Consider the following 21,673-nt stretch of genomic DNA (forward strand, 5'->3'; position numbering starts at 1 on the left):
TGGACATGCTTCTTTGCTATTTTACTAGGAATGATGACGGAAATCTAGGAACCGTCCAACGTTTGGTGTCATTTGCATTTTATAAATGCGAGGATTGCGGTATAATGTGGAATGAGGTGACGATTACAATGTTATTTCCATTCAACAGCGCCCCGCCAGCGGGGTTCATGTGGTTTATATTTTTCTGGGTATTCGTGCTCTTATTCGCGATGTCAGTAGGCGGGTACTTCATGTTCCGCAAGTTCTTCAAGGTGCTTCCGAAGGAGGACGGCAAGAGCAAGCTCGATTGGCAAAATCATTACGTCGAAGCTTCCCGCCACCTGTGGACTGACGAAAGCAAGGCGTTCCTCGACATGCTCGTCGAGCCGGTGCCGAGCGCCTTCCGCGACATCGCCAAGCATTCGATTGCAGCGAAGATCGGCGAGGTGGCGCTCAGCGAGAACGCTGCTGCCGTTACACGCGACCATTGCATCAGGGGCTACATTCTGGCAACGCCGCGGCGGGATTACCGCAGCTTGATCAGCTTCCTGAACAAGAAGAAGATCGACTACACACCGTACAAGCATATGCTGCAATAATAGGCAGGCTGAAGCACCATGCGTACCCGACGTGTACGAGAGATACTAAGTCGTGTAGGATGAATGAAAAGCTCCGCAGTCTGAACTCATCTGAGTTCGAGCTGCGGAGCTTTGTTGTGTTGCGAAGACTTTAGCGCTTCTTCTTCGTCACGGGCTGTTCGTTCGTCAGCTTGACCGTCAGCGTCGCCTCGTACGCAGCGCCTGGGGTGAGGATCGGCTCTCGTACCTGTGTGCGAATCGCGACGATCGAGGCACTGCCGACCGATAACGTAATAGGCAGCTCCTCCTGACGGACGAAGCCCATCCGCGAGTCGATCGTAATATACAGATCCACTGCCTTCCTCGAGGATAGATCGATGGTGATGTACTTCTTCCCCTTCGGCTCGATAGCCGTCTGGATCTCGCCGTTCATCGCCAAATTCTTGACGATCTGCCCATTGCCGTCGAACCAATCCAGCACCTGCACCCCCGCACTGTTCGAGCTGTTCGGCGCACTCGGGGTACTCGGCGTATAGGACGAGCCAGGAGAGGCGTTGTAGTCAAAGACAGGCGTAGAAGGTGTGGACGGCGAAGCTCCCGTTCCGGGCACCCCTGGCTGCGAAGGCGCCCCCGACTGAGGCGCAGCTGCCTCCAGATCGACGGTCGAGTAGAAATCAAGCCAATCATTAACGAGCAAATAATGGTAGACTCGATCCAGGATGACGACCGCCTCGGCGCGGCTGAGAGGGTCGAGCGGACGGAAATATCCTTCATCATCCTCCGACATGATGCCGTTCGACTGCAGCCCTGCCAGCGCCCTTGCCTGCACATTCGAGAGCGGGTCATCGCCGAGCGTGCAATCACTCGCACCTGTACCGAGCATCAGAATCGGATACACCTCTGTCATCGCGGCGTCCATCCAGCCGTTGCCGTCATAGCGTCCATCAAGCTGGGCGAAGGCGTAAGCATCCTTGTCCGGCTGCAGACTGACCGGCACGTCCTGGAAGTGGCTCAGTGATACTGCGCACACGTCGTTGTCTGTCAATCGCTCATCGAGCAGCTTGCCGCCGAAGTACGAATGAAGCATGAGCGCCAGCTGCAGTCGCGTGAGCGGCATATCTGGCATGAACGCGAGCTGCCCTTCCTCATCTGCCCCGTAGGCCCCAATGCGGAACGAGCTATCATATAGATCCATTATCGGCTTATACGCCCAGTGCGTCTCGGGCACATCCGCGTACCCTATGACCCTCGTCATGTCACTCGCCTTCGCATTCGGTCTGTATGTATCGAAGAGACGGTACACCATCGCGCTCCATTCCGCCTTCGTGACCGCCTGCTGCGGCCGGAAGCTGCCGTCTGGGAACCCGCTCAATATCTTCTTGCCCGCAAGCAGCGAGATTGAGCTGGAAGCCCAGGCGTAGCTTGGTCCCACGTCCTTGAACGCAGCTTGAGCGACTGGTGCGCCAGCCTGCATTGTGCCGAACGCGAACGCTACGGACAGAAGAGCAGCTGCGAGTCGGCGAACCGTTCTTTTGCCATTCATAGTCATCATCCATCTTACCTCCCATCCCTACCTATATCGGCAAATAGAAGGTCAATTGTTACCTTTATTCGACAGACGAATCGTCCAGCAGCTGCTTCAGCCGGGCCGGATAATCCGTAATGATGCCCGTGCAGCCCGCTGCGATCGCCTGCTGCAGATGCTGTGGCTCGTTGATCGTGTACGGATATACCTTAAGACCACAGCGGACCGCCTCCTGTACATCCTCCGCGCCAATGCCCGCGTAGTGCGGATGCAGCGAGTAGACGTCCATGCCGGAGATGTCGGCCAGCTTCGCATGATGCACGAGATCGCCGACGTACAGCAGGCCGATGCGCAGCGCTGGATGATCATGCTTCAGTCGCAGCAGCGTCTTATGGTTGAAGGAAGAGACGACGACCGAGTCCATACGGCCATATTCGACCAGCAGCTGCAGCAGTCGGATGGACAAGCGCGCGCTGTAGTCGCACTTGATCTCTACATTAATCATGATGTGCTGCGGCACCGCCGCGAACACCTCCGCCAGCAGCGGCACCCGCTCCCCTGCATAGCTCGGGCTGAACCATGCGCCTGCATCGAGCTTGCGCAGCTCATCGGCGAGCATCGCATCGATCCGTCCGGTTCCATCCGTCGTCCGATCTACCGTATGATCGTGGCACACGATGATGTCTCCGTCTGCCGATTCGTGCACGTCCAGCTCGAGCGCATCGGCTCCCTGCTCAATCGCTAGCTTGAAGGAAGCGAGCGTATTCTCCGGCGCCTCACCTGCCGCTCCGCGGTGCCCGATAATAAGCGGGCGTCCATATGACTGCTGCTGTTCCATCTGTTTCGTCCTCCGTTCGTTCGATTCGACATCTGTGCATGTCGTCGTGCGAGGTGCTGATGTATCTACTACTATTATCCCGCGCTTAGGCGCCGCCGCGCAATCGTTAGTCGTCGGGGAGCGTGTTAATTTCTTGTAAAAAGCTGGATCGAACTGCAAAAAGCTCTCACAGCAACGGTGAGAGCTTCGAAATTCGATCTGATGGTGCGTCAGTGTGCGTATTCCATGTGTGTATGTAGATAGAGGATAAGTTCGTAGACGATGCCGCTAGACGCGGACGTCCAGATTGCGGCCCAAGTGAGCCGGCTGTGCAGCTGCAAAATCTTGCAAAATCGTCGCCGCCTGCGTCGCTTGCGTCTCCTTCACCTTGTTCAAGATCGAGATGCCGACGAGCTGCTTCAGTGTGTCTTGGCCGGATATAGCGTTCAGTGTCGATTGAATATTCATCGGGATCGGGTCACCCTCTTCCGTTAGAGATGAATCGAACAGGTATGATGGCGCAGACGCTGTTCGTTATAACGACTATAGCTCATATAGGCAGAGGCTGTAAAGGGAGGATGGACATGGGGCTGGAGTTGCAGGGGGGGGCTAAGCTAGGACATATGAAAAAATATAAAATTACTTCGAAAAAAAAAAGAAACCTTGATACTCAAGGCTTTGTCAATGTATGCGGTTGAGAGGACTCGAACCTCCACGGGCGAAGCCCACTACCCCCTCAAGATAGCGTGTCTGCCATTCCACCACAACCGCGTATTTAAATGACCCGTAGGGGATTCGAACCCCTGTTACCTCCGTGAAAGGGAGGTGTCTTAACCCCTTGACCAACGGGCCTTGCTCGAAGCGACAAGTGTTATTATATATCATGCATAGGACGGATGCAATACCTTTTTTACAAAAAAATAATAAGGAATTCCCTGCCAAAGACTCAGGCCTGCAAATCGGTCTATTCGTCCTGGCAGAGAACCATATCAAGGAGAGACCCTGGCGCTATTCCGCTGTTTCGTAGCCGTTCGGATTGTTCAGCTGCCAGCGCCAAGCATCCTCGCACATCTGCTCCAGGCCACGCTCAGCCTCCCATTGCAGCTGCGCCTTCGCCTTGGCCGGGTCTGCATAGCATACGGCTATATCGCCAGGTCTGCGGTCTACGATCCGGTATGCGATGGTACGGCCCGATGCTCGCTCAAGCGCCTGAATCATCTCGAGCACGCTGTAGCCATTGCCTGTCCCGAGGTTGAATGCCTCTGCACCCTTATGAGCTCGAATATACTCCAGCGCCTTAATATGTCCGACCGCGAGGTCTACGACATGGATATAATCTCGCACGCCTGTTCCGTCTGGCGTCGGATAGTCGTTGCCGAATACGTTCACATGCGGAAGCTTGCCGACGGCCACTTGCGTCACGAACGGCATCAAGTTATTCGGCAATCCGTTCGGGTCCTCGCCGATCGTACCGCTCTCGTGAGCGCCGACGGGATTGAAATAACGGAGCAGCGCGATGCTCCACTCGTTGTCGGATACGTACAGGTCCCTCAGCACTTGCTCGATCATCAGCTTCGTCTGTCCATACGGATTTGTGGCGCCTAGCGGCATTTCCTCATCAATCGGCACCTGCTCCGGTACACCGTATACCGTTGCTGACGAGCTGAAGACGAGCTTCTTCACGCCATATTGCTGCATAACCTCGCATAGCGTCAGTGTGCCCGTAATATTGTTGTGGTAATATTGCAGCGGCAACCGAACCGATTCCCCTACCGCCTTAAGCGCGGCAAAATGAATAACCGATTCGATCTCGTGCTCGGCGAATACGTTCGCCAGCGCGTCCCGCTCCAGCAGGTCGACGGTGTAATAAGGGAACGTCCTTCCTGTGATCGCCTCGACCCGCCGTAGCGCCTCCGGCTTGCTGTTATAGAAGTTGTCGACGACGACGATGTCGAACCCGCGGTTCAACAGCTCTACGCAAGTATGAGTCCCTATGTAGCCTGCTCCACCCGTAACCAATACGGCCATCTGTACACCCTCCAACCGATCTGTCGGCAAAATTCGGGTTATTCCCCTACGTTCCATAGTAACTGGTAAGCCATTCCATAGGCAAGCTTAATTGTGAGGAGGGACGCCCCCTCGCATGCTCTGTACAGGCATTACTAATCATCGAGCCTTAAAATCGGTGTACCAGACATCCTATTGGAATTACCAACTTTCTATCAGACGCTCTAAAGGTAAGTGTAAAATAGCCCACACCTTAGGACTACTTCGGTGGTGCTACACGACAAGAGTCCGGCAATGACGTTGACCACGGAGCCAGTTGTCTCAAACCATGTTTATCATGAATGTTCCTAAACTGTGGCAAATGCTAGAACAAAAACTTCAAGTATTTGCGGATTCAACAATGCTGTAGATCGTCACACTTGCTTTCGCGCCTTTAGGCGCGTAGGTATATATCCAGTTTTTCCGGCCAATCAAATCCGGTTTAATGGCACGCTCCGCTCGGTTATTGTCAATCTCGAGCCTGCCGTCATGCATGAATGCGACAAGCTTGCCCCAATGGTTCAGGCTGCAGGTGACCACCTGTCCCGTCAAGTATGGTTATTGGCCTTACCCCAGGCAACAATGGTTTGACCGCTCGTTCGATATTTCTCAATACGAATTCTCTATGCCTGTAGTCGCTCTGCTCGATTAATTCAATGTCCTCATCGGTTCATACTGAGGACATTATCTCACCTATGCATACATGGGGTGAGGGCGAAGTGTATGACGCTTACCTTTAAAGACACTGCGCGCAAAGAAATAAAACAGAGAGGATGAACTTCTGCCTCTCTGTTTTGAAAAAGTTTTTAGTTCAGAGTCTGCTTCGATTTCAGTAGCCTGGCTGCTTTGAACCTATATTTTTTTAAGTTTAACGCTCGTTTCTCAATCAGATGCCATGAGAAATATGCCACGATTAAAGTTAGAGGGTATGAAAGTAGGAATAAACCTGCGAAGTTCAATCTATCCCCATGTAAGGACACAAGAAGTTGCTGTATTGGGAATGAGTAAATGTAGAGACCATAGGAGTAGTCACCGTTCTTTGAAAATTCACGAAGATGTTGATTACCCATAAATGCAAAAAACATAACGAGATATGTGCCGCAAAAAGTAAACGCAAATTGGAAGTGGCCAAAGCTACTAGTAGCGACTAACAATATGACAGATAAAATTGCTATATAACGATGCATGATTATGTAGTAACGTAACAAATAGCACAACATTCCTACAGTGAAATACTTAACTAATTCCGTTGTAATGGGTGATGCAAAATAGCCATTTCCAATAAGGTCAGGTGAATGTGATACCCAATAGACACCTAGTAAAAATAAAAGAATAATTTCTTTCCTCAGCATTTTTATTACACCTAATATGCCGACTAATATGTAACAAAGAAACTCAAATTCTAAGGTCCATAATGACCCGTTAACAATCCCTGCATCATCAGTATTGGCGAAAACACCTGGTAGTGAATAATACATTGGGTGAAGTAACACTGATTTTAGATAGGTGTAGGTTTCCGGACTCTGCATATAATCACGTAGAGGTAATGTCGTGACCAATGGCCCTAACACAAATACAGTAAGAAGCAACAAGACAATGAGTGCAGGGAAAATTCGAAGTGCTCTATTTAGAAAAAATTTCAATACATGATTATTCTTTTCATAGCTTTGAGTGATTAAAAAGCCACTTACGATAAAAAATATCGCTACACCCATTTTCCCAAGATGAAACTGTCCGTTGGTGAAGATAAATAACGGATCATGACTAGCATTAGTACCAAAAGAAAGTACACACGCATGAAATAAAAGTACTATGGAAGCTGCAAAAAATCTTATTAAATCAAAGGTATTGTTTCTTCCTTCGGAGTAATCACCAATGGCATTAATTTTTTTTAGCATAGGAATATCCTCATAATCACTTGAAATGTTTGATTTTCTAGACGCTTTCAACATTATACCAGAAAAAAGAGGACAGCAATAGAACTATTTGAGAATAGCAATAGGACCATACTGTAAAGCAATGACCATATTCGCCAAAAAGTAACGGTTCCAGATCTCGTGGATATCGCCGCATCCCAGTCTGACCGATTCTCCAAAAAAACAGGTGTGCAATGTGCTCGGGATTGGACACAGCAGCTTTTATTTCTGTACCCAAAACGCCCACGCGGCAAGCTCGCCTTGGAGAATGAAAGACTAAAAAAGGAGATCATACTGATCTATCATAAGCATGATGGCATTTATGGAGCCCCTAAGTTTAGACAGGAGCTCCTTAAGTCAGAGCTGCCCTTTAAAGTCTGTGAGAAAAGAGTACAGCGCATCATGAAGCGCCTGGGACTGCGGTCTGTCGTGATTAAGAAGTTTAGACCGGAGAAGAAAGATGCTGTGTACAATGGCGGAGAGAACTTACTGAATCGAGACTTCTTTACGACGCGCCGCAATGAAAAATGGGTTAGCGATGTGACTTATGTACATACGTTAGAGTTAGGCTGGTGTTATCTAGCCTCCATTATGGATTTATCCACATCCAAGATTATCGGTTGGTGTTTTAGCAAAACCATGGATAAATCGATTGTACTGTCTGCGCTAGATATGGCTGTGAACGCAGAAAACCCTGTGAAAGGCTTAATCCTGCACTCCGACCGAGGAAGTCAGTACACCTGCCGGGAATATCGAGATAAGCTGAAAGCGCTGGGAATTCGCCAATCCTTTTCAGCCAAAGGCTGCCCTTATGATAGCGCTCCGATCGAGAGTTTTCATTCGGTATTGAAGAAAGAGATGGTATATAGTGACTCATCCGGTTGCAACCCTCAAATTGGATTCGTATACCTCGAGCCGTCCTTTTACTTCATTGCTCTTGGCTAATGGCAGGCGCTTGCCAGCCCCCATTCGGGACTTTCACCGCGGAGATGACGCACACGGTGAGCGAACATACCAAAAGGAAACCGTCAGTTGACGGCTTCCTTTTTTGTATTCTATACGGAGAGAGAGGGATTCGAACCCTCGCACCACTTACGCAGTCTAACCCCTTAGCAGAGGGTCCCCTTGAGCCACTTGGGTATCTCTCCAAGAAATATGGCTCCCCGAACAGGACTCGAACCTGTGACAACTCGATTAACAGTCGAGTGCTCTACCAACTGAGCTATCAGGGAACGTGTTTATTAATTTATCATGAATGCTGCTTGATGTCAAGCTCGACGAGCATCAGCTTGCCCTTGCACTTGCCGCACACGTACCGCTTCGGATCGGCCTTGCGCTTGCGCAAATATTCCATCCGGCAATCCACACACACCAGCTTGTACCGGTAAGGCTCCCGGCGCTGCAACGAATCCGGCAGCGACTGACAATAGCGCGTGCCACCCACGAGCTGCAGCAGCGTCTTGAACTCCTCATCCCGATGCTGATATCCTTGCCCCAATATGTGAAGATGGTAATGACACAGCTCATGCTTAATGATCGCTTCAATATCTTGCCGACCGAACTGCTCATATTGCAGCCAGCTAATCTCAATATCGTGACTCCGTGTGAAATACCTGCCGCCTGTCGACCGCAGTCTCTTATTAAATCTCGCCTTGTGCTCAAAAGGACGTCCAAACGACGACAGCGAAATTTGCTCTACCCATTGCTGCAGCTGCCGATCATCCATGATCCATACTCCCACCCCTACGTCTGTTCTTCTCTACGCCGCTATGGCTCTAGTCCTATAACGTAACGCCTCACTTGAATTGTAACCGCTAATTAGGCTAAACTGTCAAGTAGTAATCTTACCAATCGTACACTTTTACATTCGGTTAATGTTAGGAGCGAACCCCATGTCGAATAAAAAATATGCGTTGCTGCAGCACGGCGCCCAGCTGGACTTCGTCGAGATGCCAGCTACCCACATGTATCAGCTCGCCGCGCTGAACCAGCGTCTGCACAAGGAGCTGGAGAAGCTGACTGCAAATGATGCACCCGAGCTGCCGAAGTTCGTCGCCGAATTCGAGCGCCTTGAGATCGTATTGCCCGGTGTAGAGCTGCAGAACGGCCTCGACTATATCAACCGTCTAGAGCAGACCTTCGCGGCGCTGCAGGCCGAGGAGAAGCAGTATCCGCTTATCTCGCTACTAACGGAGATCCGAGCGCTTCAGGCTCAGCTAGAGCAGTGGTACGAGGAAGAGGACGAGCTCTAAGCTCGACGAGGAACGCCCGCGGGCGAAGCACCGCTCGTGAGAAGACCGCCAAGGACGTGCACCCGTCGGTCCATTCGCCCATATGCTGATGCTATAACAGCGAAAGGGAAAGGACTGATCGGCATGCCACAATGGCTCTGCAATCAACTGATGCGCGCCTTCTACAACAAGAATCGGCGGCAAATCCGCCTGCTCAACGACTGCTGGTACTTCTACAGCACACGCAAGTCGGACTCCGAGCCAGCTGAACCGAAGACTCAGCCTTGAGGATACGTATCCGCTGCTCGATTCGCACCCGTTCAAGCACTGCCCGCGCGACGAGCCGCCACCGTCTTCTTATACGCCGCTTCCCCAGCACGAATAGAGCATATGCCGCGCAAGAGGAATTCAGTCCACCTTCGGATGTATTCCTCTCGCCCAGCTATGCTTCTCCTGAAATAACAGGTTCCATAAATATCGGAGCCTGTTATGGCAAGCCTCGAATTTGGCGCAGCCAAATTGAGGGCCTTCCTTGATAAATCATCACCTTATAGTGCCGCGTCAGCGGCATGGCTGTCTCTCCTGAAATAACAGGTTCCATAAATATCGGAGCCTGTTATGGCAAGCCTCGAATTTGGCGCAGCCAAATTGAGGGCCTTCCTTGATAAATCATCACCTTATAGTGCCGCGTCAGCGGCATGGCTGTCTCTCCTGAAATAACAGTCTCCGTAAATATCGGAGCCTGTTATGACAAGCCTCGAATTTGGCGCAGCCTAATTGAGGGCCTTCCTCGATCTATCATCATCTGAAGGTGCCGCGTCAGCGGCATGGCTGTCTCTCCTGAAATAACAGGCTCCGTAAATATCGGAGCCTGTTATGACAAGCCTCGAATTTGGCGTAGCCAAATTGAGGGCCTTCTTCGATCTATCATCATCTGAAGGTGCCGCGTCAGCGGCATGGCTGTTTCTCCTGAAATACGATCCTTTTATTTCGGCTGCTTCATCGTCAGGCCAACTCGGCCCTTCTTCTCATCCACATTCAGCACCCACACCGTCACGACATCTCCGACAGACACGACATCCATCGGATGCTTGACATAAGAATGACTCAGCTGCGAGATGTGCACAAGTCCGTCGTTCTTAATGCCAATATCTATGAAGGCACCGAAGTCGATCACATTGCGCACCGTCCCCTTCAGCTCCATCCCGACCTGGAGATCCTCCAGCTGCAGCACGTCCGTACGCAAGATCGGCGCAGGCATCTCGTCGCGCGGGTCACGACCAGGACGCAGCAGCGACTCGACAATGTCCTTCAGCGTCGGCACACCGACGTCCAGCTTCGGCGCCAGCTGCTCCGCCTCCACCTGCTGCAGCATCGCCTTCATCTGCTCCGTGCCGAGCATCGAGAGCTCGAGCTTCAGCTCCTTGAACAGCTTGTCCACGACCGTGTACGATTCCGGATGGATCGGTGTATTATCGAGCGGGCTCGCACCCTCCGGTATGCGCAGGAAGCCGACGCACTGCTCGTATGCCTTCGCACCGAGACGCGGCACCTTCTGCAGCTGCTGACGACTCGTGAACTTGCCGTTCTCGTCGCGGAACTTGACGATGTTGCGAGCCAGTGTCTGATTAATGCCCGAGACGTAGGACAGCAGCGACGGCGAGGCCGTGTTCACATCGACGCCGACATGGTTCACCGCCGACTCGACGACGAACGTCAGACTCTCATCCAGACGCTTCTGCGACACGTCATGCTGGTATTGACCGACACCGATCGCCTTCGGCTCGATCTTCACGAGCTCGGCAAGCGGGTCCTGCAGACGGCGGGCAATCGAGATTGCACTGCGCTCCGCCACATCGAGTGCCGGGAACTCCTCCTGCGCCAGCTTCGACGCCGAGTACACGCTCGCCCCTGCCTCGTTGACAATCAAGTACGCAAGGCTCCGCGACTTCAGCTCACCGATCAGCTCGGCGACGAACTGCTCCGTCTCCCGCGACGCGGTGCCGTTGCCGATGACGATCAGCTCCACCTGATATTGCTCGATGAGCCGCTTGAACGTCGCCTTCGCCTCGGCGACCTTGTTGTTCGGAGGCGTCGGGTACGTGACGGCGATCTCGAGCATCTTGCCCGTATCGTCCACGACCGCAAGCTTACAGCCTGTCCGGTACGCGGGATCGACGCCGAGCACAACCTTACCCTTGACCGGAGGCTGCAGCAGCAGGTTCCGAAGATTTTCGGCAAAAATCTGAATCGCCTGCTCTTCGGCCTTCTCCGTCATCTCCCCTCGCACCTCACGCTCAATGGAGGAGGCGAGCAGCCTCTTGTACGCATCCTCAATGACCGCAACGAGCGTATCCCGCACGACCGACGGCCCCTTGATCGTCTGCTTGCCGATATATTCATGTATGCGCTCCACAGGCACATCCAGCGCCACCTTCAGCACGTCCTCCCGCTCCCCGCGGTTGATCGCAAGAATGCGATGCGGCGGCAGCTTGCGTACCGGCTCCTGGTAACTGTAGTACATCTCGTAGACGGACTCCTGCTCGGCATTCTTCGCCTCGGTCCGCAGCACACCCTGCTCGAACGTGAATCTGCGCAGCCAGGCGCGTATCTTCGCATCGTCGGCGATTCTCTCGGCCATAATGTCCATCGCACCCTGTACGGCCTCCTCCGCCGTCTGAACGCCCTTCTCCGCGTCGATGTATGCCGCAGCCTGCGCCTGTAGGTCGCCCTGCCGAGGCTGCGAGGCGATCCAATCAGCCAGCGGCTCGAGCCCCTTCTCCTTCGCCACGCTCGCCCGCGTCTTACGCTTCTGCTTATACGGGCGGTACAGGTCCTCGACCTCCTGCAGCTTCACCGCCTGCTCGATCGCAGCTCGCAGCTCGCCAGTCAGCTTCCCTTGCTCGTCGATGAGACGGAGCACCTCGAGCTTGCGATTTTCCAGATTGCGCAGGTACGTCAGACGCTCCTCAATATCCCGCAGCTGATTCTCATCGAGCTCCCCTGTCATCTCCTTGCGGTAGCGCGCGATGAACGGGATCGTATTGCCTTCATCCAGCAGGCCGACGGTCGTCTTCACCTTGCCCTCGCCGATCTTCAGCTCCGCCGCAATCGTGCGCAGAATGCGCTCAGCGATCGCCTTGCTCATCTCCTCCGTCAGCTCGACGCCGCTCTTGCCCTCTTCTAACTGCTGCTCCTTGGCCATCCCCTCGACACCTTCCCTCATTCTTATCCATCTATATAAAAAGCCAACAAAAAACGAGGGTCGCAACCCTCGCCTCAGCCCCGCACAATCTCTTAAAATTCGATCAAGCCCACGCTGATCTGCAATGCATCGTCGACCTTGCGCATCGTTTCTTCATCCAGGTGCGTAATCTTATCCGTCAGCCTCTGCTTGTCGATCGTCCGAATCTGTTCAAGCAGAATGACAGAATCTCTGTCAAAACCGTGCGCTTCCGCGTCAATCTCCACATGCGTCGGCAGCTTGGCCTTCTGAATTTGGGCCGTAATCGCAGCCACGATCACCGTAGGGCTGAAGCGATTGCCGATATCATTCTGAATGACTAGAACCGGCCTTACGCCACCCTGCTCCGAGCCTACAACAGGGGATAAGTCCGCGAAGAAAACGTCGCCACGTTTGACAATCAATCGCTACACCCCGCTAACTAGACGGTCGAGCGTATGATCCGCTTCTTCCTCCGCCTGAAAGGCTTCCGAGGCCATAAGGAGATTGATTTTCGCCATTTCCATATACCCGCGTTGCATCGACTCACGCAGATGTCTCTTCTTCCGTTCCAGTAAATAAAGCTTCATCGCCTGACGGATCAGTTCGCTGCGGTTGGAGTTTTCCTTCTCGACGAGATGATCGACCTCTTCGAGCAAATAGTCCGGCAAGCTGATCATGATGCGCTTCGTGTTCTGAGCATTGGCCACCTCTTCATACACCCCCAAAAACATGCGAACAGCTTATTTCCATTATGGCAAACTTCCAGTTAAAATATACAAGATCAATATATGCGCCCCGTATATCACTTATGTTATACCTAACGGCATCGCACGAGTATGATTGCTATACATATTCGCGGTAAAAGATGAAAATCCTCTCATGAGGCTATAAAAAGTAGCTTGGTAATATGGACCTTACTCCTCAGCAGCCTTCTCCCATAGATGGCGCAGCAGCGGATTGACCGAGCGTACGACCGCTCCGTTCTTCGTATAGACACGCGGCACACGATGGGAGATCATGCAGACGATCTCGTAATTGATCGTACCGAGCCAGCTCGCGTGCTCCTCGGCCGTAATGCGCTCCCCCCCTTGCTCCCCTAGAATAACTACTTCTTCCTCTATAGAAATATCGGCAATTCCGGTCACATTCGTCATACATTGATCCATGCAAATTCTCCCAACGACCGGCACACGCTGCCCGCGCACGAGCACCTCCGCCTTCCCTGTCAGCATCCGGGAATACCCGTCCGCATAACCAATCGGCAGCGTCGCAATCGTCTCCTCGCCGCTTGTCTTGTACACTGCGCCATAGCTGACGCCCTGACCGGGCGGCACCTGCTTCACCATGACAACCCCGGTCTTGATGCTCAGCACCGGACGAAGCTCGACACGCTGCTTATTGACCTCAGCCGACGGATATAGCCCGTACATGCTGATGCCCAGCCGCGCCATATTGAACGTATGGTCGGGCAGATCGATCGCCGCGGCGCTGTTGCCTGCGTGCACATAGCGGAATTCGACCGACTGCTGCCGGTAATGGCGGACGACTCGCTCGAATCGAGCGTACTGACCGAGCGTATGGCTCTTATCCGTCTCGTCCGCACAGGCGTAATGGGTGAACAGCCCCTCCACCTCCAGGCCCGCCGTCTGCCGCGCCCGATCGATGAACGGAATCGCCTCCTCCGACGCAATCCCGAGCCGATTCATGCCGGAATCGAGCTTAATATGGATACGCAAGGGACGTCCCTCTGCACACGCAGGCGCGAGCCGCTCCCACGCCTCTAACACCTCGTACGTATATATATTTAATGTAATATTATGCTCATATGCAATTAGCAAGCCCTCGGGCGGCGTATACCCCAGCACCAGAATCGGCGCGGTGACCCCCGCACGTCGCAGCTCCAGCCCTTCATCCAGGAAGGCCACCGCTATGTACGTGACTCCGCAATCCAGAGACTCCCTGCACACCTCGACCGCTCCATGCCCGTACGCATCAGCCTTCACGACCGCCATCATCGATACGTGCTTCGGCAGCGCCTCCCTGAACGCCAGCAGATTGTGCCGCAGCGCATCCAGCGATATCTCCACCCTTGTCGGCCGGTAAAATGAATCCACAAGCTCACCTTCTTCAGTCTCATCGTCTAGTCGCTTCAAGCGCAATACACCCATGGTAATCGCATGCCAGTAGGCTGTCAACCTGTTGTCTACTTACGCTATACAGCCGTTCATATATACTTATTCGTATAGGCGTTGCATTATGATGCCAGGGCCAGACCGCACACCTGGATCATCCCTTCTTCTACTTGCAGCCGACACAGCCCCTATTCTGTGCAAAAAAGACCCCGCAGCCCATGACGAGCCGCGAGGACGATCAAAAAAACTCTCTCTTATTTCCCCATTTCCCCTTGAACCGCCTGCGCTACCTTAATCATCTCATCCTCCGGCAAATCACCGGTCGACAGCCTGAACTCCACGCCGTCATATGTCCAAGTCAGTGTCTTCTTCGCATCGCCTGTTACAACTCCAAGAGTGAAGCCCAGATCCATAATATCTCCTGGAAGAATCGACACCGTCTTCTCCTTCGGACGCGATTCGATCAGCGTGTAATTGTACTTGCCCGTGTAGCGGAGCATGATTGCCTTGCCGTCGCCCAGCTTCAACTCTGTCGTGTCCTGCAGCTTCACGCCGCTTGGCATGTAGTTCGGCTGAATAATGCCGAAGGACTGGTCGTTCGACGACTTCGCGCTTGCAGCCTTGTCCTCAGCGGATGGCGCAGACGCCGACTTGTCCGCAGGTTGACCTTGCTTCTCACCGGCTGCACCTGCCTGCTCCTTCGACGGCTCACCGTGGTTATGCCCCATGGTCGGCAGCGTCTTCAGGCTCGAGCTTGTCATGTTGCGCTGCATATCGAATTGATCCTTCTCGAACTTCGCACCGAACTCGAACTTATCGAACTGAAGCGTGACCATAATATTGTTATTCGTATCGGATACCTCGACATGCTGAGGTGCATAGCTACTCTTATCCAGCCACACCTTCTGACGAGCCAGCGAGCTATTCTGGTAATTCGCCGCCACATCGAAGATGAACGACTTCTCATCGGACGTGAACTGGCGCTCATTATCCATCAGAATGCTCTGGACGAGCGACTGATACAGGTACACTTGTCCTTGGTTGTCCGGCCAATCGCTCTGAAAGCGGAAGCTCTTGTTCAGATGCGGCGTCAGCACGAACACCCCATCATCGTTGCGCAGCACGATCTGTGTAATGTCCTTCTTCACATTCGTTAGCGCAATACGGTAGTATGACTCCGCCATGAAGCATACCTCTACCGCATATTCCTGCGGCTCCGTGCCGGTGTTCAGCGTCATTTTACCTTCTGCATGATAGCTCTGCAGCTTGCCCATCATTCCATCCAATTCCTTCACAACCGACCCTGCGTCCTTCTTGCCGACCAACCCACAGCCCGACAGCACCAGAGTCAAGCACAGCATTACTGCAACCGCCCACTTCAACCGCTGCATCGCGTTCATCCCCTCCACGACTTAATCAACTCACCTTCTTAATACATGTCTATGAGAGGACTTGGCCGATTATGCAGACAAGGTTCGGGCAGATGCTAAAAACTCCTATAACCCGAAGGTCACAGGAGCTAGTAAGCATTCTTATTCAGGAAGCCGTTCACGATCGTCATCCATATAATGCGAATATCGAATAGAAAAGTCCAGTTCTCAATGTAGAAAATATCGTACTGTATCCGATCCTCAATCGACGTATCGCCGCGAAGCCCGTTCGACTGTGCCCAGCCTGTAATGCCCGGACGAATGTGATGCTTCACCATGTACTTCGGAATCTCTTCCTTGAACTGCTCCACGAAGTACGGCCGCTCTGGTCGCGGTCCTACAACACTCATATGACCGAATAGCACGTTAAAAAACTGCGGCAGCTCATCAAGACTCGTGCGGCGCAGGAAGGAACCGAACCGCGTCTTGCGCGGGTCATCCTCGGTCGTCCACTTCGTGTCAGAATCCGATTCAGTCTGAACTTTCATCGAGCGGAACTTATACATCATGAACGTACGTCTGTTCAAGCCGACGCGCTCCTGCTTGAAGATAACAGGCCCAGGCGAAGTCAGCTTAATACCCGCCGCGATGACGAGCAGCAGCGGAGACGTCAGCACGATCGCCGCTAGCGAGAACACGATATCGAACGTACGCTTGAAGAACCGATTGCGGAACTCATCAAGCGGAATATCTCGCACATTAATGAGCGGAATGCCAGCGAAGTTATCGAAATACGGACGCGCAGGCAAGTAGTTGAAGTAATCCGGTATGATGAGCGTCTTGACGCCGGCTTTTTCACAAATATTAATAATCTTGCCGTACTTGTGATGAGCAGACAGCGGCAGCGCGATGATCACTTCGTCGACGAGATTGTCGTTCAGGATCTGCTCCAGCTCACTGATGCGTCCCATAATCGGCGCCAGCCTTCGGCTCGCGACGTCATGCTGCTCCTGGAAGTCATCTAGGAAGCCGACCACCTCATAGCCAAGCTCCGGATGCTGCTGCACGTTCTTGTAGAAGCTCTTGCCGAGTGTGCCTGCTCCAAGAATAAGCATGAACTGCTTATTGTACCCCTTCTGCCGCAGACGCTTCAGGGAATACTTCAGGACGTACCGATAGAAGCTGACGACTAAGATATTGTTCACGAGGAACAATAACAGATAAGAACGCGAGACGTCGAGCTCCTTCAGAATGAACAGGATGCTGAGCAAGATCAGCAAGCTGATCGTGTACACGTGGATGATCGTGAACAGCTCATACGAGAAACGCTTCTTCCGCTTCGGCGTATAGAAGCTCGACATGTAGCCGAAGCCGACGACGATGACACCATACACGACGCTCCACAGCGCATAGTCCTTAATCGGCAGCGGGTTCTCATAAGCGATCCAGCCGCTCTGGAACTTCAGCCACCACGAGAACAGGAACACGAGCTGTATCGATATAAAATCGGTCAGAGCATAGACCTGCGACAAGAAGCCCTGACTTCTACGTATCATTCATTTTTCACCTCACGGATCCAAATTTGTTCAGTAAGAGTGAAATAGCTAGCTTCACTGTAATACCAGTATAAACGAAAAAATTGACGAATGGGGAGTATTTTTTGGAAAAATGCTTCCTATGGAACAAATACATCGCTCGGTGGAACTCATAAATGATCTTAAAGGGCTTGCGTCGGCTACTGGCTCCCTTATAATGAGTGATCTGTGTATACGGATAATAGTGAATGCCCCAGCCCGCTTCCTTAATACGGTAGCACCAGTCAATGTCTTCCCCATACATGAAGAAATCCTCATCCAGCATCCCCACCTGATCAATGACCTCACGCCGCACCATCATGAAGGCACCGACCAAGCAGTCCACCGGATAATCCTTGTCAGGATCTAGGTGAGTGAGCTGGTACTGATTGAACCGCGCACTATTCGGGAACAGCTTCGATATGCCGAAGGCGTAATAGAATGAAGCCGATGGCGTCGGGAAGCCGCGGCGGCAAGCCTTGTCGAGCGACCCATCCGGCAGCACGACCTTACAGCCCGCCGCGCCGACTGTTGGATTGGCCTCCATGAAGTCAAGCATCGTCTGCAGCGTATCCGGCTGCACGACTGTGTCGGAGTTGAGCAGCAGGATGTAACGGCCCTTGGCGATGCGCATGGCTTGGTTGTTGGCTTTGGCGAAGCCCAGGTTTTGGTCATTTGCGATTAGTGTAAGTTGTGGGCACTTCATACGTATCTGTTCGACTGAAGAGTCCACAGAATTATTATCTACAACAATTAACTCATACTCGGACCACGTCCTAGAACGAAGTACAGACTGCAAGCAAGCAATCGTTAGATCACACGTATTGTAGTTGACTATGATTATGCTTAAAGTAGTCATTGCTTCTCCTACATTTCAATTGCATCGATTTAGAAGTTATGAATCTATGAAGTCATATAATTCTTCAGGATTGATTTTTAGCTTGTCTTGAATCATGCTTCTTTCTTCCCAGATACGGCTAAATTTTTTGACTAAATCAAGCCAAGCGCTCAGAACAAGAGGTTCTTTAATCAACAAATATAAGAAGCTCGCACACTCATACATGAGAATAGCTATAAAATCCTTCAAAAGATATTTTATTTTTTCGTTTTTTAGTAACATTTTGTAACGATTGATATATGAAAACTTGCGGATATGAAGCGGAATCTTTTTTCTTTCACCAGTCTTCCACCCTCGCACATGAAAAGCAGTAGCATCAGCGCAGTAATACGCCTTCCAGCCAAATAGATTACTTCTCCACGCTATATCCACATCTTCTTTGTATGCGAAGAAATCCTCATCATAAAAACAACCATTGATACTAACATCATCAATCATTAGCCTGGAATATATCGCTGCTGCTCCAGATACGCCGAACACTTGCCCGGAAGTTGTCCATCTATCGACAGACTCACCCGAGCCACGGTCAAATACGCGTCTGGACTTGGTGATCCGAAGACCAGTACTGTCAACAATGGAAGGATTATTCTTCAGTAATAGTTTCCCAGTAGCACTTCCAATCGACTCACTTTGCTGCATACATTTTATACAATGAGATATATACTCTGGATGCATAATCACATCTGGGTTAAGTACAACATGATAATCGGACATAACCATCCGTATAGCTTGGTTATGTCCGGCAGCGAAACCAACATTATGAGTATTAGTGACTACTACTACCTTGTCACCAAAACCACTTACAATTTCAAGAGTGTTATCAGAAGATGCATTGTCAATAATTATAATTTCTTCAATAGGGTAAGTCTGTTTCAGCACAGAAAGGATGCAATCATAAATATACAGCTCACTATTGAAAGTAACAATCTGTACAACTACCTTATGCCTCATAGAGGCACTCCTGTTGCTGTAGAAAATCAATCAGTGCTTCTCGCCAATGCCTGAGCTCGTTAAACCCATTAGTACGCAATGACATTTGCTCCAAAACTGAATATTGAGGTCGAGGGGCTGGGCGTCTAAACTCCTCGGTTGTGCATGGGCTGATAACAGTGGTTAATCCATGTTCTTCGAAGATCGCTTTTGCAAAATCATACCACGAACAATTGCCCGAATTTGTAGCATGATATATACCATACTTATCCGTTGCGACCAATTCACCTAAAAAAATAGCCAAGTCCTGTGTGAACGTCGGAGATCCCACTTGATCATTTACCACATGAAGTTGATCACGTGTTTTCGATAGCTCAAGCATTGTTTTAACAAAGTTATTACCATATAATCCGTATACCCATGAGGTTCTCACAATATAATATTTGCTGGATAAGGACTGCGTCAGTATTTCGCCCGCCCTCTTTGACTTACCGTAGATACTCATAGGATTCGTATTATCATACTCCCTGTAAGGCGAAGCGGCATTCCCATCAAAAACATAGTCCGTGCTTATGTAACAAAATTTACTGCCGATTCGCTCAGAGGCAACCGCGATATTTCGTGTTCCATTTGCATTTATTAGATACGCCTGGTCTTCATCCGTCTCTGCCTTATCTACTGCTGTATATGCGGCACAATGTATTACTGCATCAGGACGAAACTCCTCTATTCGATACTGACATTGCTCTAAATCTGTAATATCGAGTTCCAATCTGCCTAAGCCTAATACATTATGATTTTTGCCAAGTACTCTTACAACATCCCGTCCCAATTGCCCTTGGGCTCCAGTAACAAGTATCTTCATACCATTTCACCTCATCAAGGCTGATGCTGTTGTGCAGTATCATGCTTGTACTGTCCATTCAGAATCCGCTCCCACCACGACTTGTTTTCTAAGTACCATTTCACAGTCAACTTAATACCTGATTCAAAGTCATGCCTTGGGCTCCATCCCAATTCGCTTCTAATTTTAGTTGCGTCGATACCGTATCGACGGTCGTGTCCAAGACGGTCAGCTACATATTGAATTAAAGATTCTGGCTTATTTAGTTCCCTTAATATCGTTTTTACAATATCAATATTTGTTCTTTCATTGTTTCCACCAATATTGTACACTTCTCCGCTAACACCTTTGTGTAGCACTAAATCAATCGCACTGCAGTGATCTTCCACGTATAGCCAATCACGTACGTTCAATCCATCTCCATAGATAGGAAGGCTCTGGTCGTTCAGTGCATTCGATATCATAAGCGGAATCAACTTCTCTGGAAACTGATACGGCCCATAGTTATTGGAACAACGTGTAATATTAACATTCATTCCAAATGTCTCATGATAGGCTCTGACCAACAAGTCACCACCAGCTTTGCTCGCTGAGTATGGGCTGTTCGGTGCGAGTGGAGTAAGTTCCGTAAACAACCCAGTATCACCTAGTGACCCGTATACCTCGTCCGTGGATACTTGAATGAATTTACGGACACCGTGAGCTTTAGCAGCGTCTAGAAGAACTTGAGTTCCCAAAACGTTTGTCTTAACGAAAATCTGTGGGTCCTGTATACTTCGATCAACATGTGATTCAGCAGCAAAATTTATTACAACATCAGTTTTATCGTTGAATAGATTATTGACAGCTTCAGAATCAGCAATATCGGCCTGAACAAAACGATAATTAGGATGATCTTGAAGAGATCTTAAATTATCCAAGTTACCTGCATAGGTCAACGCATCCACATTGATAATCTTGTAGTCATTATATTTACTTAACATATACATAATGAAGTTACTTCCGATAAATCCCGCTCCACCAGTGACAATTATGTTCATAGTCTACCTCTTTATTCAAAATTATTATCTGCAAACTGAAGCTGCGGAAGCTTCGCATCCTTATCAGACAATATTGGCTTAATAGTAGGCCAATCAATAGATAAAAACGGGTCATTCCACGCAATGCCTCGATCATGCTCAGGGGAGTAAAGTTCGTCAACTTTATACATCACTTCAGTATTAGGAACCAATGTACAAAAACCATGAGCGAATCCCTTTGGAACTAGTAACTGTCTTTTGTTTGACGCGCTTAGTATCACACCAACCCACTGACCATAAGTAGATGAGGATTTACGAATATCAACCGCAACATCGTATATAGCTCCTACAGCCACCCGAACTAACTTCGTTTGAGCTTTGGGTGCTAACTGATAGTGCAATCCCCTGAGTACGCCTGCCTCAACTGAGAGTGAGTGATTATCCTGCAAAAACTCATAGCTTAAGCCATGCTTGTGGTATTTACTTGCGTTGTAAGTCTCCATAAAAAAACCTCGATGATCACCGAATACAGGTGGCTCTACAATCACTACGCCCTCGAGTTTAGTCGCAATAATATTCATAACTACC

The 21,673-nt window shown here is 50.7% G+C and carries 21 protein-coding genes, 4 tRNA genes and 1 pseudogene; 4 read left to right on the forward strand and 22 right to left on the reverse strand.

The features are described 5' to 3' along the window. The first annotated feature begins 128 nt into the window (after positions 1-128). Positions 129-578 carry a DUF2621 domain-containing protein gene (locus PAE68_RS20415; RefSeq protein WP_281890033.1) on the forward strand — a complete coding sequence of 150 codons (450 nt, stop codon included), beginning with the start codon at positions 129-131 and terminating at the stop codon, positions 576-578. Between the two features lie 130 nt (positions 579-708). On the opposite strand, the gene PAE68_RS20420 is transcribed toward PAE68_RS20415, so the two are convergent. From PAE68_RS20420 to PAE68_RS20455, 8 genes and pseudogenes are all read right to left on the reverse strand, one after another. Continuing rightward, the gene (locus PAE68_RS20420) at positions 709-2,109 is read right to left on the reverse strand and encodes an S-layer homology domain-containing protein (RefSeq protein ID WP_281890035.1); all 1,401 of its coding nucleotides are present in this window, start codon (positions 2,107-2,109) and stop codon (positions 709-711) included. 55 nt (positions 2,110-2,164) lie between these two features. After that, positions 2,165-2,920, reverse strand: a complete 756-nt coding sequence (locus PAE68_RS20425; protein WP_281890037.1) for a glycerophosphodiester phosphodiesterase — start codon at positions 2,918-2,920, stop codon at positions 2,165-2,167. A gap of 267 nt (positions 2,921-3,187) precedes the next feature. Further along, entirely contained in the window at positions 3,188-3,367 is a 180-nt protein-coding gene (locus PAE68_RS20430) for a YjfB family protein (RefSeq protein WP_281890038.1), read from the reverse strand. 221 nt (positions 3,368-3,588) lie between these two features. Further along, positions 3,589-3,670: transfer RNA gene (locus PAE68_RS20435), tRNA-Leu, on the reverse strand. Positions 3,671-3,679: 9 nt separating this feature from the next. Further along, positions 3,680-3,751, reverse strand: a tRNA-Glu gene (locus tag PAE68_RS20440). A gap of 156 nt (positions 3,752-3,907) precedes the next feature. Further along, positions 3,908-4,927: a UDP-glucose 4-epimerase GalE gene (gene galE, locus PAE68_RS20445; RefSeq protein WP_281890040.1), complete on the reverse strand. Its 1,020-nt coding sequence runs from the start codon at positions 4,925-4,927 to the stop codon at positions 3,908-3,910. Positions 4,928-5,293: 366 nt separating this feature from the next. Beyond that, positions 5,294-5,467: pseudogene (locus tag PAE68_RS20450) on the reverse strand (IS66 family transposase); the annotation flags it as partial. A gap of 284 nt (positions 5,468-5,751) precedes the next feature. Next, complete coding sequence (locus PAE68_RS20455) at positions 5,752-6,843, reverse strand: acyltransferase family protein (RefSeq protein WP_281890041.1); 1,092 nt, start codon at positions 6,841-6,843, stop codon at positions 5,752-5,754. 159 nt (positions 6,844-7,002) lie between these two features. Here PAE68_RS20455 and PAE68_RS20460 point away from each other — a divergent pair, with 159 nt between their 5' ends. Then, on the forward strand, positions 7,003-7,806 hold the full coding sequence (locus PAE68_RS20460) for an IS3 family transposase (RefSeq protein ID WP_281890043.1): 804 nt from the start codon (positions 7,003-7,005) through the stop codon (positions 7,804-7,806). A gap of 115 nt (positions 7,807-7,921) precedes the next feature. On the opposite strand, the gene PAE68_RS20465 is transcribed toward PAE68_RS20460, so the two are convergent. The 3 genes from PAE68_RS20465 to PAE68_RS20475 form a co-directional block, all read right to left on the reverse strand. Continuing rightward, positions 7,922-8,009: transfer RNA gene (locus tag PAE68_RS20465), tRNA-Ser, on the reverse strand. An 8-nt stretch (positions 8,010-8,017) separates the two neighbouring features. Further along, positions 8,018-8,093: transfer RNA gene (locus tag PAE68_RS20470), tRNA-Asn, on the reverse strand. 17 nt (positions 8,094-8,110) lie between these two features. Beyond that, complete coding sequence (locus PAE68_RS20475) at positions 8,111-8,587, reverse strand: SprT family protein (RefSeq protein ID WP_281890045.1); 477 nt, start codon at positions 8,585-8,587, stop codon at positions 8,111-8,113. A gap of 166 nt (positions 8,588-8,753) precedes the next feature. Between PAE68_RS20475 and PAE68_RS20480 the strand changes: the two genes are divergently transcribed. Together PAE68_RS20480 and cmpA are read left to right on the forward strand one after the other, a co-directional pair. After that, complete coding sequence (locus PAE68_RS20480) at positions 8,754-9,113, forward strand: hydrolase/acyltransferase (protein ID WP_281890046.1); 360 nt, start codon at positions 8,754-8,756, stop codon at positions 9,111-9,113. Between the two features lie 123 nt (positions 9,114-9,236). Further along, entirely contained in the window at positions 9,237-9,380 is a 144-nt protein-coding gene (gene cmpA / locus PAE68_RS20485; RefSeq protein WP_281890048.1) for a cortex morphogenetic protein CmpA, read from the forward strand. A gap of 697 nt (positions 9,381-10,077) precedes the next feature. On the opposite strand, the gene PAE68_RS20490 is transcribed toward cmpA, so the two are convergent. The 11 genes from PAE68_RS20490 to rfbC form a co-directional block, all read right to left on the reverse strand. After that, entirely contained in the window at positions 10,078-12,240 is a 2,163-nt protein-coding gene (locus PAE68_RS20490) for a Tex family protein (protein ID WP_397379530.1), read from the reverse strand. Positions 12,241-12,389: 149 nt separating this feature from the next. Continuing rightward, the gene (locus tag PAE68_RS20495; protein WP_281890050.1) at positions 12,390-12,740 is read right to left on the reverse strand and encodes a type II toxin-antitoxin system PemK/MazF family toxin; all 351 of its coding nucleotides are present in this window, start codon (positions 12,738-12,740) and stop codon (positions 12,390-12,392) included. A gap of 3 nt (positions 12,741-12,743) precedes the next feature. Further along, the gene (locus PAE68_RS20500) at positions 12,744-13,025 is read right to left on the reverse strand and encodes a CopG family ribbon-helix-helix protein (RefSeq protein ID WP_281890052.1); all 282 of its coding nucleotides are present in this window, start codon (positions 13,023-13,025) and stop codon (positions 12,744-12,746) included. Positions 13,026-13,232: 207 nt separating this feature from the next. After that, positions 13,233-14,432, reverse strand: a complete 1,200-nt coding sequence (gene alr / locus PAE68_RS20505; protein WP_281891170.1) for an alanine racemase — start codon at positions 14,430-14,432, stop codon at positions 13,233-13,235. 272 nt (positions 14,433-14,704) lie between these two features. Beyond that, complete coding sequence (locus PAE68_RS20510) at positions 14,705-15,841, reverse strand: outer membrane lipoprotein-sorting protein (RefSeq protein WP_281890054.1); 1,137 nt, start codon at positions 15,839-15,841, stop codon at positions 14,705-14,707. Positions 15,842-15,969: 128 nt separating this feature from the next. Beyond that, on the reverse strand, positions 15,970-17,376 hold the full coding sequence (locus PAE68_RS20515; protein ID WP_281890055.1) for an undecaprenyl-phosphate glucose phosphotransferase: 1,407 nt from the start codon (positions 17,374-17,376) through the stop codon (positions 15,970-15,972). Between the two features lie 7 nt (positions 17,377-17,383). Beyond that, entirely contained in the window at positions 17,384-18,253 is an 870-nt protein-coding gene (locus PAE68_RS20520) for a glycosyltransferase family 2 protein (protein WP_281890057.1), read from the reverse strand. A 36-nt stretch (positions 18,254-18,289) separates the two neighbouring features. Next, a complete protein-coding gene (locus PAE68_RS20525) occupies positions 18,290-19,243 on the reverse strand; it encodes a glycosyltransferase family 2 protein (RefSeq protein WP_281890059.1) in 954 nt (317 codons plus the stop codon). Next, positions 19,233-20,087, reverse strand: coding sequence for a dTDP-4-dehydrorhamnose reductase (gene rfbD, locus PAE68_RS20530; RefSeq protein WP_281890061.1), 855 nt, complete (start codon positions 20,085-20,087; stop codon positions 19,233-19,235). Before rfbD ends, PAE68_RS20525 begins: the two co-directional genes overlap by 11 nt. A 14-nt stretch (positions 20,088-20,101) precedes the next feature. Then, positions 20,102-21,106 carry a dTDP-glucose 4,6-dehydratase gene (gene rfbB, locus PAE68_RS20535; protein WP_281890063.1) on the reverse strand — a complete coding sequence of 335 codons (1,005 nt, stop codon included), beginning with the start codon at positions 21,104-21,106 and terminating at the stop codon, positions 20,102-20,104. 11 nt (positions 21,107-21,117) lie between these two features. Then, the gene (rfbC, locus tag PAE68_RS20540; RefSeq protein ID WP_281890065.1) at positions 21,118-21,666 is read right to left on the reverse strand and encodes a dTDP-4-dehydrorhamnose 3,5-epimerase; all 549 of its coding nucleotides are present in this window, start codon (positions 21,664-21,666) and stop codon (positions 21,118-21,120) included. Between the last annotated feature and the right edge of the window lie 7 nt (positions 21,667-21,673).

This window comes from Paenibacillus sp. YYML68, from assembly GCF_027923405.1.
GTDB lineage: Bacteria > Bacillota > Bacilli > Paenibacillales > NBRC-103111 > Paenibacillus_G.

Excerpts from the sequence above, each read along its gene's own strand:
- PAE68_RS20525 (WP_281890059.1), bottom strand. The coding sequence starts at position 19,243 with ATGAGGCATAAGGTAGTTGTACAGATTGTTACTTTCAATAGTGAGCTG.
- PAE68_RS20520 (WP_281890057.1), bottom strand. The coding sequence starts at position 18,253 with ATGACTACTTTAAGCATAATCATAGTCAACTACAATACGTGTGATCTA.
- rfbC (WP_281890065.1), bottom strand. The coding sequence starts at position 21,666 with ATGAATATTATTGCGACTAAACTCGAGGGCGTAGTGATTGTAGAGCCA.
- PAE68_RS20430 (WP_281890038.1), bottom strand. The coding sequence starts at position 3,367 with ATGAATATTCAATCGACACTGAACGCTATATCCGGCCAAGACACACTG.
- PAE68_RS20420 (WP_281890035.1), bottom strand. The coding sequence starts at position 2,109 with ATGATGACTATGAATGGCAAAAGAACGGTTCGCCGACTCGCAGCTGCT.
- rfbB (WP_281890063.1), bottom strand. The coding sequence starts at position 21,106 with ATGAACATAATTGTCACTGGTGGAGCGGGATTTATCGGAAGTAACTTC.
- galE (WP_281890040.1), bottom strand. The coding sequence starts at position 4,927 with ATGGCCGTATTGGTTACGGGTGGAGCAGGCTACATAGGGACTCATACT.
- PAE68_RS20510 (WP_281890054.1), bottom strand. The coding sequence starts at position 15,841 with ATGCAGCGGTTGAAGTGGGCGGTTGCAGTAATGCTGTGCTTGACTCTG.
- PAE68_RS20490 (WP_397379530.1), bottom strand. The coding sequence starts at position 12,240 with ATGAGCAAGGCGATCGCTGAGCGCATTCTGCGCACGATTGCGGCGGAG.
- cmpA (WP_281890048.1), top strand. The coding sequence starts at position 9,237 with ATGCCACAATGGCTCTGCAATCAACTGATGCGCGCCTTCTACAACAAG.
- PAE68_RS20455 (WP_281890041.1), bottom strand. The coding sequence starts at position 6,843 with ATGCTAAAAAAAATTAATGCCATTGGTGATTACTCCGAAGGAAGAAAC.
- PAE68_RS20515 (WP_281890055.1), bottom strand. The coding sequence starts at position 17,376 with ATGATACGTAGAAGTCAGGGCTTCTTGTCGCAGGTCTATGCTCTGACC.
- PAE68_RS20425 (WP_281890037.1), bottom strand. The coding sequence starts at position 2,920 with ATGGAACAGCAGCAGTCATATGGACGCCCGCTTATTATCGGGCACCGC.
- PAE68_RS20475 (WP_281890045.1), bottom strand. The coding sequence starts at position 8,587 with ATGGATGATCGGCAGCTGCAGCAATGGGTAGAGCAAATTTCGCTGTCG.
- rfbD (WP_281890061.1), bottom strand. The coding sequence starts at position 20,087 with ATGAAGATACTTGTTACTGGAGCCCAAGGGCAATTGGGACGGGATGTT.
- PAE68_RS20480 (WP_281890046.1), top strand. The coding sequence starts at position 8,754 with ATGTCGAATAAAAAATATGCGTTGCTGCAGCACGGCGCCCAGCTGGAC.
- PAE68_RS20415 (WP_281890033.1), top strand. The coding sequence starts at position 129 with ATGTTATTTCCATTCAACAGCGCCCCGCCAGCGGGGTTCATGTGGTTT.